General features: G+C 39.8%; 11 protein-coding genes and 1 pseudogene. 5 read left to right on the top strand and 7 right to left on the bottom strand.

Translation table 11 applies throughout. From position 1 onward, the window contains the following. Window positions 1-4: 4 nt before the first annotated feature. Both JK635_RS07180 and JK635_RS07175 read left to right on the top strand, forming a co-directional pair. Window positions 5-922, top strand: coding sequence for an ABC transporter ATP-binding protein (locus JK635_RS07180; RefSeq protein ID WP_202653274.1), 918 nt, complete (start codon window positions 5-7; stop codon window positions 920-922). Continuing rightward, complete coding sequence (locus JK635_RS07175; RefSeq protein ID WP_202653273.1) at window positions 915-1871, top strand: ABC transporter permease; 957 nt, start codon at window positions 915-917, stop codon at window positions 1869-1871. The genes JK635_RS07180 and JK635_RS07175 overlap by 8 nt, the downstream gene beginning before the upstream one ends. Window positions 1872-2056: 185 nt before the next feature. Here the strand turns inward: JK635_RS07175 and JK635_RS07170 are convergent, their stop codons facing one another. Next, window positions 2057-2563 carry a DUF1648 domain-containing protein gene (locus tag JK635_RS07170; protein WP_235887957.1) on the bottom strand — a complete coding sequence of 169 codons (507 nt, stop codon included), beginning with the start codon at window positions 2561-2563 and terminating at the stop codon, window positions 2057-2059. A gap of 466 nt (window positions 2564-3029) precedes the next feature. On the opposite strand from JK635_RS07170, the gene JK635_RS07165 reads away from it, so the two are divergent. Both JK635_RS07165 and JK635_RS07160 read left to right on the top strand, forming a co-directional pair. Beyond that, the gene (locus JK635_RS07165; RefSeq protein ID WP_202653271.1) at window positions 3030-3581 is read left to right on the top strand and encodes a TetR/AcrR family transcriptional regulator; all 552 of its coding nucleotides are present in this window, start codon (window positions 3030-3032) and stop codon (window positions 3579-3581) included. 117 nt (window positions 3582-3698) lie between these two features. Further along, complete coding sequence (locus JK635_RS07160; protein WP_202653270.1) at window positions 3699-5807, top strand: MMPL family transporter; 2109 nt, start codon at window positions 3699-3701, stop codon at window positions 5805-5807. Window positions 5808-5878: 71 nt separating this feature from the next. Here the strand turns inward: JK635_RS07160 and JK635_RS07155 are convergent, their stop codons facing one another. The 6 genes from JK635_RS07155 to JK635_RS07130 all read right to left on the bottom strand — a co-directional run bounded on the left by JK635_RS07155 (window position 5879) and on the right by JK635_RS07130 (window position 12556). Further along, window positions 5879-6757, bottom strand: a complete 879-nt coding sequence (locus JK635_RS07155; RefSeq protein ID WP_235887956.1) for an alkaline phosphatase family protein — start codon at window positions 6755-6757, stop codon at window positions 5879-5881. A gap of 196 nt (window positions 6758-6953) precedes the next feature. Next, window positions 6954-8036 carry a DUF1646 family protein gene (locus tag JK635_RS07150; protein WP_202653269.1) on the bottom strand — a complete coding sequence of 361 codons (1083 nt, stop codon included), beginning with the start codon at window positions 8034-8036 and terminating at the stop codon, window positions 6954-6956. A gap of 238 nt (window positions 8037-8274) precedes the next feature. Next, the gene (locus JK635_RS07145; RefSeq protein WP_202653268.1) at window positions 8275-9636 is read right to left on the bottom strand and encodes an MATE family efflux transporter; all 1362 of its coding nucleotides are present in this window, start codon (window positions 9634-9636) and stop codon (window positions 8275-8277) included. Window positions 9637-9642: 6 nt separating this feature from the next. Next, window positions 9643-9870, bottom strand: a complete 228-nt coding sequence (locus JK635_RS07140; RefSeq protein WP_202653267.1) for a VOC family protein — start codon at window positions 9868-9870, stop codon at window positions 9643-9645. A gap of 209 nt (window positions 9871-10079) precedes the next feature. After that, on the bottom strand, window positions 10080-11384 hold the full coding sequence (locus JK635_RS07135; protein ID WP_202653292.1) for a D-arabinono-1,4-lactone oxidase: 1305 nt from the start codon (window positions 11382-11384) through the stop codon (window positions 10080-10082). Further along, window positions 11384-12556, bottom strand: coding sequence for an amino acid deaminase/aldolase (locus JK635_RS07130; protein WP_202653266.1), 1173 nt, complete (start codon window positions 12554-12556; stop codon window positions 11384-11386). The genes JK635_RS07135 and JK635_RS07130 overlap by 1 nt, the downstream gene beginning before the upstream one ends. A gap of 178 nt (window positions 12557-12734) precedes the next feature. Here JK635_RS07130 and JK635_RS07125 point away from each other — a divergent pair. Then, window positions 12735-12830, top strand: a pseudogene (locus JK635_RS07125) (SDR family oxidoreductase); the annotation flags it as partial. Between the last annotated feature and the right edge of the window lie 291 nt (window positions 12831-13121).

Here is a 13121-nt window from a genome sequence, read left to right as displayed (position 1 = left end):
AAAGATGGATTCAGTAGTTGAGTTAAAACAGGTCACAAAAAAGATTCGCGGCAAAACGATTATTGACGACTTAAGCTTTACAGTCCAGGAAGGAGAGGTTTTTGGCTTCTTGGGACCGAACGGCGCCGGAAAAACGACGACCATCCGAATGATGGTTGGCTTAATCAACATCACTTCCGGTGAAATTACAATTTGCGGAAACAGTATTACGAAGGATTTTGAAAAGGCGATTAAACAAGTAGGAGCGATTGTAGAAAATCCTGAGCTATATAAATTTTTAACAGGCTATCAAAACCTGCAGCAAGCTGCCCGGATCATAAAAGGCGTTACCAAGGAAAGAATCGATGAAGCTGTGGCACTGGTCGGTTTAAGCGATCGGATCCATGATAAGGTTAAAACGTACTCCCTCGGGATGCGCCAAAGGCTCGGGATAGCACAAAGCCTGCTGCACAATCCGAAGGTGCTGATTCTTGATGAGCCGACCAATGGACTTGACCCGGCAGGAATTCGAGAGATCAGGGATTATCTGCGGAAGCTGGCTCAGGAAAAAAAACTTGCTGTCATTGTTTCCAGTCATTTGCTGGCGGAAATGGAAATGATGTGTGACAGGATTGCCATCATTCAAAAGGGCAAATTAATCAATGTCCAATCCGTAAGAAATGAAGTCGAGACGGATAAGAAAACTTATTTGTGCGATGTAAACAACCGGAAACAAGCCATTGCCTTATTGGCGAAGCATCATATTCAGGCAACCGAGCACACGGAAGGGATTCAGCTATTACTGGAAACGACTCAGGTTCCCGATGTATTAAAGATTCTCCTTCAGAATGACCTGCTTGTTTTTGAAATGAAAGTGATCAAAAAATCTCTCGAAGACAGATTTTTAGAAATTACCCAGGAGGAGGCAATAATGCATGCTTAAGCTGATTCAAAATGAATGGGTGAAAATTTGGAAACAAAAAAGTACTTTGTTGATGATGGTCTTGGTCATCCTCATGGTCTTTGCCGCAGGGGGCTTAATGAAATATTTTGACTCAAAAGAGCCCCCAGCCAAGTCCGATTGGAAGCAAGAACTGCAAGCGGAGAATAAGAACTTGAAACAAAATCTGGAGCAGATGGATATGGCTGCACCTTCGGCAATTGAATATCAGAAAAAACAAATTGCCATCAATGAATATCGGATTAAACATGATTTAGCTCCTGATCAGGAAAGAACTGTTTGGACATTTTTGCGAGACTCGACAGATTTCATTAGTTTTGCCGGTCTATTTGTGATTATTGTTGCAGCTGGTATAGTGGCACATGAATTTTCCTGGGGCACCATCAAAATATTGCTAATCAAGCCTTACAAAAGGTGGAAGGTTCTGCTGTCTAAATATCTTTCTGTAAATCTCTTCTTCTTGTTGATGCTTGCGGTCGTATTCGTGACCGCGGGAATTACCGGCTTTGTTCTTTTCGGCTCCGGAGAAGCAGCCAATAATGTGCATCTCGCATACGTAGACGGCAAAGTAGTAGAACAAAATCTCTTTTTCTATCTTGTAAAAACATATGCTTTAAATTCTCTCAGCGTCTATATGCTCGTCACCATGGCCTTTATGATTTCGGCTGTTTTCCGTAACAGCGGTTTGGCCATCGGGCTGTCCGTATTCCTGTTACTCATGGGCGGAACGATTACAAACCTGTTGGCGGCAAAATTTGATTGGGCAAAATACAGCCTGTTTGCCAACACTAACTTAATGCAGTATTTCGATGGGATTCCACTTGTCGAAGGCATGACAATGACCTTTTCCATCACAATGTTGTTGATTTACTTTGCCATTTTTCATCTGCTCGCCTTTGGGATTTTTACAAAACGGGATATTTCGGTTTAATTATAAATGGGTCCCCTTACCTAGAATTGGATTGAATAATGAAAATTAAAATTGCTGAAAAGGTGTATCAGAAAGCGCACTACTGCGCCTACTCGATACACCTTTTATACTTTGCTGTCATCCCGTCTGCATGGGTCAATTCAAGCGCCAATATTTTCTCCTTGCAGCTTATAGACCGGAAAGTGCTATTTTATCCGCCTTTGTTTTAGTATCCCTATGATCATGGGAATGAAGGTGCCAATAATCGCCACCGGTAAGAACCACACGCCGAAGCCGCCACTCCATCCTAAAGCAATTGAAACAGATTCCAATTCGATGAGAGAAAAGATGACAAGGCAAATGTTTTTTAGTTGATTTACTAATTTTCGGCTGTGTAAATAAAATTGTTCTGCGTTAGATTCATTCAGTCTGCCAGGATAGTTATGGGCTTCGGGGAATTTTTCAAGCACGGTCATTAAAATAAGAATAAATGCCCCCACCAATGGAAGGATTAGAAGTTCCCATTTTGATCCCCAACGGTCCACCTCACCAACAGCATTATAATGTCCTGGCACTTGGTCCGGCAGCATTCCCCAAACAACAAGTAAAAGGATAATTGACCCAAAATAAGATGAATACCCAATTATATCCCAAATAATCTCACTCTTTGACTTTGGAATACGTATTTTGGGCCTTTCCCAATAATTTGCCAATTCGTCTTTCCTCCATTTACAACATGCTAAAATAACTGCATTGGTAGAAATGTTTTTATTCATAATTTACTGTGATACGACTCAAATCTTATCTCATCAATATCCCATTAGATATATTCGTTGACTCTTCCCAATTATCCTTTAAAAAAATCTTGTTTGTTTCTGTTCTTATTTTTTTCCAGCCTATCCAATTCCACCAAAGGACTATAAACGTTTAGGTTCAGAGCGAATACCCTTCATAAAGGCGACAAAATAATTCGAAAAAGCTGATAAAATTGTAATACTGGCAAGAAAACCGAGCGTAACATTTTATAGCGAATTCTATGGAAAAAGCGTCGAACTGTCTCATAGCGAGGTTCTACGGCATGAAAAAAATAGAGAAAATGTCCTTCATCCGTGGATTAGGAGAACCATTCATTTTCTATTAATCCTGTTATTGTTTATAATAGTAACCGAGGTGAGGAATATGGCACGTGAACGGAAATTTTCGACTGATGAATTGTTTCAAGCAACCAAGGCGTTGCTGCTGAGTCACGGCTATGAGGGATTTACCTTCAGTCTTTTAGCTGACAGCTTGAATGTCTCGCGCGGCGCATTATATAAATACTATGAAAATAAGGACGAACTGATTACAAACTACATCTTTTACGAAATGGATCAATATTTGCTTAAACTCAAACAAATCAACTTATATCAAGGGTTTGAAGCACAGCTTCAGTTTCTCCTCGACTTGATGTTTAGCTACTCTAATATTCAGAAGCTGATTAAAATTGGTCAGCAGGTTCCAGGCCATCAGGATAAATTTAAAACAATTCATACAGATATGTACCGCTTTTTACAGGACTTTGTTGAATTGGGGAAAAAGGAAGGGAAACTGAAATGTCACCTTCCCAATAATTTGATTTTGGGATATATTTTTCAATCTGTTGCTATCCCCAATCATTCAGAAATCCCATATTCCCTTTGGGTCAGTTCCCTTAAAGAGATGATTTGTCACGGAATACTTTCAAACAATTAAATTGACACTTGCGTTACTTTAAAAGATAATGATAATGACTATAGTGTCAATTTTATTTTTGTCCAAAGTAACACTTGTGTTACTTTGAAACTTCTAAAGAAGGGAGTTACTAAAAAAGTGAAGAAAATCTTACAAACGGTTACCGATCGTGTTTCGAGCAAAAGGGGTATGTGGATAACGCTTGCTTCATGGTTTATCATCACCATGGTCCTTGCCGTTTTTGCACCAAGTGCCAAGGATTATGAAGTATCGACGATTGCTTCGCTCCCCGATGATGCCAAATCAGTGATTGCCCAGAAAAAGATGGATCAATACTTTCCTAACAATGAAGGAACACCGGCTATTTTGGTCTTTCAAGCCAAAAAAGGCGAAGTGAAGATTCAAGAACTTGGCAAAGTCTTGGAGAAAATAAAGGAAAAAAATATTAATGGAATTGATCAGATGATCCCGATCGCCTCCCTTCCACCGCAAGCAACAGCGGGCTTTTTTTCTAAGGATAAAACAACAGCCATCGTCCCCTTAACTTTCAACGCTTCACTCGAAAGTAAGGAAATCAGAGATTCCTTGGCGAAGGTTAAAGATATTGCTGCGGATACAACGGACTATAAATTATATGTAACCGGACCTGCGGGGATTGCCGCTGATACACTTGACCTGTTTTCACGTGCCGACCTCGTCCTGATTTTATCAACAGTCGGTTTAATTCTTATTTTATTAATTGTGATTTACCGGTCGCCATTATTAGCCTTGATTCCGCTCTTAGCAGCCGCTTTTGTCTATGAAGTGGTAAATCAGCTTCTGGGAATCATGGGAAAAGCGGGGCTTGTGTTAAGTAATCAGACATTGTCGATTATGTCGATTCTATTATTTGCCGCAACTATTGATTATTCCTTATTCGTCTTTTCGCGCTATCGGGAAGAGCTGACAAATCATGAAAGTAAGTTCCAGGCGATGAAGGAAGCAATGCGGGAAACAGGCATGCCGGTCTTCTTTTCGGGCGGAACGGTTTTAGCGGCGATGCTGGTGTTATTCTTTGCTCAATTTGGGGACTACCGGAACTTTGCTCCGACCTTTGCCACGACAATGGTTGTGATTATGGCAGCATCAATCACCCTTGTTCCGGCATTGTTCACCTTGTTTGGCAGAAAATCATTTTGGCCGAAAATACCTCATGTGGGGCAGGCCTATGCCAGTAAGCATGTATTTTGGGGAAAAATCGGCCGACTCGTGGCGAAAAAGCCTGGCCTTTCTGTCGTTGTGATTGGCATTTTCCTGTTAGTTTCAGCAAGCAATTTGTTTAATCTTAAATATGAATATGACACAATGAAATCTTTTCCAAAAGATATGCCTTCCCGTCAAGGCTATGAAATTTTAGCACAAAAGTTTGAGAGAGGAGATTTGGCTCCAACCACTGTGGTGTTTGAATCTAAAGATCCCGTTTCTAGCGAACAGCAGGAAAAATTAAGAGCCACGTTGGAGGCACAGCCGCTTGTCAGCAATGTCCGCTTAGGCGAGAAAACACATAATGATTTAGTGCTTTATTATAGTCTGACTTTTTCCGGAAACCCCTATGCGATTAAAACAATTGATGGGCTGGAACAAACAATTAACCATTCCAAACAGATTGTTGCGGACAGCGGCTTTCATGGTAAATTGTATTTTGCGGGCGAAACCGCCACTAAAGTGGATGACCGTATTGTCAATGACCGGGATGTCAAAGTCATTGTCACATTGGAGACGATTTTAATTTTTATCTTATTAATTGTTTTAACCAAATCAGTTAAAATGCCGATTTATATGATGGGCACGATTCTTGTTTCATTCTTTGCCGCATTAGGCTTGGGTACCTTCCTAAGCAATTTGTTTTTTGGAATTGATACAATCAGCGACCGCGTGCCGCTGTATGCCTTTGTCTTCCTTGTCGCCTTGGGAATTGACTACAATATCATGCTCGTCTCGAGGTTCCAGGAGGAAAGAGCAAAGCATACGATCAAAGAAGCGGTGGAAATCGCCGTTACCAATACAGGCGGGGTTATTTCCTCTGCCGGCTTGATTTTGGCGGCCACCTTTGCCGTATTAATGACCCAACCGATTCAATTATTGTTTGTCTTCGGCTTCATCGTCGCAGTCGGCATTCTGCTCGACACCTTCTTAATCAGAGGAATGTTACTGCCTGGATTGATTGTTCTATTAGAAAAAGATAAACAGGTTAGTGAGAGCAAATAATAGCAGTTGCCTTTACTGCCAGAAGCTCAATAAAGGGGGACGGTCCTTTAGCAGAGAACCGTCCCCTTTTGTTATTTCCATATGTTCTTTATCGGATTTGCCGTTTTACTTTTTCCGGCATGCTCTAAACCGTAAAGGTCCTCCAGCGTTCTTAAAAGATTGAAGTGGTTTAGCTTGTCCTTGTATTGACCGGGCTTGACCATGGGGCCGACGAAAAAGGTGGCTATTTTATTATTTTGTGAACCATCGTCCTCGTCCCAGGTTACAATCAATAAACTATTATGCTTGTTCGCCCATTGGACATATGGATCGATGTGTTTCCTCAGCCACTTATCTGCTTCCTTAATGGAGCCATCATGCATGTCATGTTGCAGCGTGGGAATGACAAAGGATACCGTCGGTAGTTTCGTAAAGTCCTTAGGAAAATTTGTTAATGGCTGATTAACCTTCTTTGGTACGTTGATAAAATTCACCCAAGGATTATGCTTACGGGCATATCCACCGGGACGAGTAGATTCCCCCTCAAAGCCAGTGGAAGGAAGGTCTTCGGAATAACCGACAAATGTATCATTTTTTGCAAGCAGCTCACTCGCCAAATTATCCGTAGAGAATTTCTTTTTGGGGACCTTATCATCCGTCACACCTTGATTAGACCCGGAGAACAAATCCAAATAGTTAGGCTGGCTGGGATGCTCAATCGCATAAAAGTTTGTCATATTTGCCCCCTGCTGCATCAGTGAATTGATATAAGGAGCTTCTGAATTTCCTTTAATTGCTTTTAGTGATCGATTTTCCTCAACAACTACGACAATATGGTCAATTTTTGGAAGCTTTCTCTCTGTAGCGATATTTTTTTCGGCTGGAGTTTGCTTTTTCGCCTCTTGATTTTGAGCACAAGCCGTTAAAATAACGACAACTATTAAGAACGACATTCCCCACTTTTTAATCAAAATTCTCTGCCTTCTTTCCTTTCATTTTTAATTCTATTATTACCCAAACAACACCATAATGACCAGTTTTTAGCAAAGGGAAATCAATCACTGTATCAAAAAGGGTAAAAGTATATGAAAAGGGAAACATAGGCACCAGCAAAAAGGGCCAGCCATATCCGCTGGAATCACGGCAAGGGGATGACCTTAGACTTATCTAAATGACCAGAATAACCACAAAGTAGATGACCATAGCTACCATACCAATTGGAAAGGCAAAGCGAGCATATTCGCCGCTTGTAATTTTTAACTTTCCGGCAGCAATGATATTCGGAATATTCCCGGGGATTAACATTCCCCCGCTAATCAGAAGACCCATCAAAATATCTTTAATGGTTTCATCATTCATCGCCGGGCTGATTTCTGCTGCTGCCAGCGTGGCATTATCCAAGATGGCTGACACCATATTGATCCAATACATAAGTTTTGGACTTACATCTAGTAGATAGGCCTCAATAAATGGTTCGAATCCAGCGCCAAGAAATGTCAACGCCATAACGAACAAATAAATTTTCAAACTGCGGATGATAATTTCCCCATAAGACTCTTTCTCCGACTTGGTCTCAGTACTGAATGCAGAATCAGCTTGGCTGTAACCTTGTGATTGCTCCTCCAGCTCCATTCCCGCTGCGACTTCAGCCTCACCTGAACCCTTCCGGGGATGGATGAAAAAAGCAGCTAAGATACCAAAAATAATCACAACAGGGATGACAGAAGTTCCGACTAACTTTAATAAATATAGAAATTCCTCATCCAGTTTGCTGACCACAATCGTTGAAAGCGGTTCGCCAATCGGTGTCAGTACAGCACCCAAGCCAATCGCAAAACAGGCCAAGACAACCACACGGACTTCCGACTTGCGATCAAGCCGCAAAACACTCACGACGGCAACAAGAATAATGGCCGCAATAATAGCAGTAATCACACTGGAAAGCAAGCCCAGAGTAATGACAAACAGGGCAATAAACAACCGGTAAGGCATGACACTACTAATCCAAAGGACACCTTTTTCAATCGGAGCCTGGAACCAGCGGAACAAAAGACCGGCAAACAGAACGGCAAGTGTAATGTTGATAGGATGAACGAGTGCTTCCTTTACAAGCGGCCAGGAAAATACTTGACTCACTGTTACCGCCAACAGCCCCATGATAAATAAAAATACTTCCAGGTTGCGCTCGACAAACTTGGTAAAGGGTAAAAATAGTACGAGCAGCAAGATGATGGATAAACCAATGATCATTCGATCACTTCCTCCTTTTGTTTTTTATATAAAAAAAGCCTGCCACCAAAGGGACATACTTCTCCCTTGGTGACAGGCTCCTCCTAAAAAATAAACTCTTTAATTATTAATAATATTATTCTACCTTATCTTGGTTAGAACTTTCAACATCCAGTCAGGTTATATTTTAACATATAGGAATTCAATCGATTCTATTTTTATATCAAACTGATTGAATTAACACAGAACCCCTCCATACCTAAATACTTACATTAATAGACCTAGAGTGTTTTTTAAAATGACTTATTACTCTCCAACCAAGGAAAATTGTCATTAGGACGTTTCCTATCCCGTCAACAATCCATATAACTACTGGATTTGAACTATAACTAGATAGAATAAACGCACTTGGTAAAACAAATAAATAAGATGTTAGTACTGCAATTATGCTTGGTACTTTTGTATCTAGTAAAGAGTCCAAGACCGACAGTAAGAAATATTGCAATGCATAAAATACAAAGAAAGAGATATGGACCAGCATAATATTATACGCCAATTGGAATGCGTCAGTGGATGGTTGGAGTGAAAATAATCTAATTATATATGGTAGTAATATAAAAATAACCAAAATAAAGAATAAATTTATTGGAATTATTTTCCTGAACAATTCAATTATATTTGATTTTAAAGATACAAGTTCAATTTGATTCTGACCTATTTGCTTTGATAGATGTATAGTAATTACTACACAAAATGCTTGTGGCAACATATACATTAGGCTTGAAATCAAATCAGCTACTTGATTACTAGCAATATGTGTAACTCCGCCCCATCCAACAAAAAGAATTAATACAAATGAAGCAAACCAATCATTTACTGTCGTTACACCTTTAGGTATACCTTTAAGGATGACATTCTTTAGGTATTCTTTTTCAATTGTTATTTTTTTACTTTTAAAAAACGAAATAGACAACTCTTTAGAAACGAAAATAACTACTACCAAAAGCATTAAAATTCTTACAATTAGTGTTGAAAGAGCAGACCCGGCAACATTTAATTGAGGAAATCCAAATTTGCCATAAATAAATATCCAATTTAAAAGTACATTTAATAAATTTCCGAAAATAACTGTATAAAGAATAATTTTTGCCTTCTCTAAAATATATACAGTTTGGGCAAACAGACTGTATATTAAAGCAAATATTGATGACCATTTTAGGACTTCAATATAATTTACCACTAAATTTGAAGTTTTAGATGGTTGGCCAAATAATGTAAAAAAAGCTCCTGTAAAACTACAAATAGTAATTACAATTAGTGAAAATATAAACCCTAAAAATATCATCTGAATTAAACGTGAAAAGAATACTTGTTTATCCTTCCTTATATTTAATCTTGAAATAAGAGGGGTATATATAGAAAATATACCCAAGAAAAACATCATCACTACATTAAAAAAGATTCCTGCTTGCCCCACAGCGCCTAAATTTTCTTCGCCTAAAGGAGCAACCATTAAACTATCTACAATAGTGAATGAAAAATTTACCAAATTATATAAAAAGATAGGAATTGTAGAGTTTATTATTGAGATTGTTGTAAACGACTGTTGTTCAATACGCAAAATCCACTACCTCTTTCTAGGCTTATTAATTCCGCCACCAATATATTCTGATATTTCAAGTTTATAATTGTTTGGATCTATGAAGTATACTGATCTCGAGGAATGGTACTCTACTTCATAGTCATAAAATAATTTCACATTTAATTCGACAAATTTCATACTTGCTTTTCTTTTATCGTTCAAAGCATTTTCCTCCAATAACTGATGGAAAAAGGGCTGGCTGTGGTGGTTCATACATTTACTCCTGTTTAATCCAAGTCAGATTATTACTAAATTTTACATTTTCACCGGGATTAATTACAAATATACACAAATTTTACCATAATTTAAAATGTATTAATAATCACAATATATTTTAATTTTTAGGTTATTTTGTATATCCTTGCTCAATCACTCTTAACCTAAAACATAAAGAATTGGCAGGAGCCCGCAGATGCAGAGCTTCATCCTATTAAAATACTTTCTAAATAGTCATTTAGGAAGATTCCTTGTGGGTCAAGTTCTTGTCTTATGGAAAGGAAGTCTGGGAGCTTTGGGTAGAGGGCCTGTAATTCATCTTTTTCCAGGTTGTGCATTTTTCCCCAATGTGGTCTCCCCTCATATTTTCTCATGATGGACTCCATATCGCGAAAATAGTCTTCATAAGGCATCCCTTTGTACATATGGAAGGCAATGTAGGCAGAATTCCTCTCGTACGCTGGACTAAGCCAAATGTCATCTTCCTTGACCGTCCTGCACTCTATGGGAAAATGAACTTGGTACTGCTGGTCCTCAATACGCTGCCGTACCTCTTGAAGTGCCGATTTGAAATGCTGAAGCGGAATGCAGTATTCTATTTCCCTGAATTTAACCAATCTTGGAGTCGCAAAAAGCTTATAACTATTTGCTGCTATTTTTGTGCTGCCAACCGCCTTAGCAGATAGTCTGCTGATAGAGCGACAACTCTTTGGAAAGGCTCTGCAAAGTTCCGAAAGGATGAAAAATAAATAGTTTTCCAAAATGAGAAGATTAAGACGGTGAAGCAATAAACTTTGAGGCTTTCGTTCGGTAATGTTCATGGTTTTTACCTGGACAATATCTGAATACGGAAATAAATAAAACTCAAAATGGCGGTTCTCTTTCATGTAACGTTCAAGCTGTGGCTCAAACTCAGAGTAGATTACTTTCTCACTTCGATATTCGTACACAAGGCCTTTAATAATTTTTAGTTTGACTTTGACAATAATTCCAAGACTTCCAAGAGAAACGAGGCAGGCCTTAAAATAGCGTGAGTTTTGTTTTTCAGAAACGGTAAGAATTTCACCTGAGGCGGTTACGAGAGTTAATTCCAAGACTTGGGTTGCCAGAGTGCCGAACATCAGTCCCGTTCCATGGGTTCCTGTTGAAATCGCTCCGGCAATACTTTGGACATTGATATCCCCCAGATTTTCTTGTGCATACCCGGCATGACCAAGTGCCTCTCCCAATTGAAACAGCCTGGTTCCGCCCAGAACCGTGACGGTGCTGTTTTGCTCGTCAATCTGTTCAATTCCGCTTAAGGAATCAAGGGAAACAAGCCATTCCTCTGTTTTTACTAAACTTGTAAATGAATGCCCGGCCCCCACCACGCGAATAGTCTTCTTTTGCTTTGATGCTTCTTTCACAATGGCAACAACCTCTTCGACAGAGGATGGATACCATGTTTTTTCCGGATTACTTTCGCATGTGCGGGCCCAGTTTCTCCATGGTCTCCCTTGAACTGTTTTCATTAAAGAAAGCATTTCCCTTCCCCCCGGTAAGTAGGATAACGGTCGACAATTCGCCCATCAGCTATGCAAACAATCTCATTAAAACGCTCACAAATTTCCCCGGCTTTAGCCGCCCGGAAAATAATGGCATCGCCAATTTCCAGTGTTTCTTTTTCATAATAAATCGGCGTTTGTACCTCTCCTGCCCCCTCAAATGGCAGGAGTTTGCCGCCTGGCGGATAAACCGGCTGAGGCACCTTATCCTTTCCATGTGGTCCGGATGCAATGTACCCACCCCCAAGGCATGTATAAATAGTGGAAGTCGGCTTCCTTACAACCGGAAGTGCAAAAAATAAGGCGGGTTGAAAGCGAAAATTTTGATAATAATCGAATAACAGCGGGGAATAGAATCCCGATCCGGCAGTCAGTTCGGTAACTACCTCTTCTTTCGATGTCGTGTCAAGGCTCCCCGTTCCTCCGCCATTGACAAAGGCCACCGGCTGCCCTTCCCTTTCTAACGCTTGGACAACCGATTTCCTTCGCGCCACGATTTTAGTTAATGATTGCTTTTTCATAAAAGTGACAGCACGATTTTTTAGATGCTGCGAAGGCATTCTATCGCCTACCCCGGCAATTTGTGCTTCATAACCCATGAGGCCGAGCAGCTTCAACCCAGAGGACTGCTTTATTTTTCGTGCAAGCCGGATGACTTCCTCTTCCGTTCTCAATGGAGAGCGTCTTACACCAAAATGCAGGCTGCCGATCGTTGTGCTCATATCGACATCAATGCACAGATAGAACATTCCCTTTGCCCTTCCAGCTATCTCCTTTAGGTGATCAATGTGTTGGAGGGAATCCACCATACAAATAATTTGTTTCCGATTCCCATTTAGCCGGGCAATTTGAAGCAAAGCCTCCGAATCCCAGCAAGGGTAGCCTAACAAAATATTATCAAAGCCGTTTTCCGTGAGAAAAATAGCTTCATGGGGACTGTAGCACATGAGGCCTTTAAAAACGGAATCCGATTGAAAAATCCTGTTTAAGACAGGAACTGACCGGATCGATTTAGTGGCAATTCTAATCTTTTTACCGTTCGCCTTTGCCGCAATCCTCCGGCAGTTATCATCCAAAGCTTGGACATCTAAAAGCAAAGCAGGAAGGGATATATTCTGGAATAGTTCTTTTGAAAACAATAACGATCACCTCACTTTATTTATCAATGCAAATTCAAATCCTTAAAAATGATTGCCTTGGATTACTGGTTCTTCTAAATGATACTGTCCTTTCCCGGCATTCATGACTAATCGGACAATAAATAATTTATAGAGGAGAAGGTCCCCTTTCTAGCCAACATCTTGTCTTCTGTGATGATCATATGCGGCCACAAAAGGCGGGATTGTTGCCATTACGCATGCACTCGCAGCCTCCTTCAGCCAAGACCGGATAACCGTCAATGCTATTTCTCCGGTTCTGATTCGCTAATAAATCGCATCAATTCGCTAATAAATGACCTGAATTCGCTAATAAAACTATAGAATGGCTAATAAATGTATAAAATCCGCTAATAAGGTGGGACTCTACACTTTTATGAAGTAAAAAAATCAGTAAATGGTTATAAAAATATTTACAAAGATTAAGTCCGTATAATTGTGTAAAAATAATGAGTCATTTTATTCACTTTTGGCAACACTGTTTTCAACCACGATAAACAATGAAAAGAGGAATAAAAATGACTCAAGTACAGTTTAACCTGAATAT

The organism is Neobacillus paridis (assembly GCF_016765675.1).
GTDB lineage: Bacteria > Bacillota > Bacilli > Bacillales > Cytobacillaceae > Neobacillus > Neobacillus paridis.
This window is presented reverse-complemented; position numbering and strand designations above follow the sequence as displayed.

What these genes read in the sequence shown, in the direction of transcription:
- JK635_RS07135 (WP_202653292.1), bottom strand. Translation starts at nt 11,384, where the DNA reads ATGAAAACAGTTCAAGGGAGACCATGGAGAAACTGGGCCCGCACATGC.
- JK635_RS07180 (WP_202653274.1), top strand. Translation starts at nt 5, where the DNA reads ATGGATTCAGTAGTTGAGTTAAAACAGGTCACAAAAAAGATTCGCGGC.
- JK635_RS07140 (WP_202653267.1), bottom strand. Translation starts at nt 9,870, where the DNA reads ATGAACCACCACAGCCAGCCCTTTTTCCATCAGTTATTGGAGGAAAAT.
- JK635_RS07150 (WP_202653269.1), bottom strand. Translation starts at nt 8,036, where the DNA reads ATGATCATTGGTTTATCCATCATCTTGCTGCTCGTACTATTTTTACCC.
- JK635_RS07175 (WP_202653273.1), top strand. Translation starts at nt 915, where the DNA reads ATGCTTAAGCTGATTCAAAATGAATGGGTGAAAATTTGGAAACAAAAA.
- JK635_RS07165 (WP_202653271.1), top strand. Translation starts at nt 3,030, where the DNA reads ATGGCACGTGAACGGAAATTTTCGACTGATGAATTGTTTCAAGCAACC.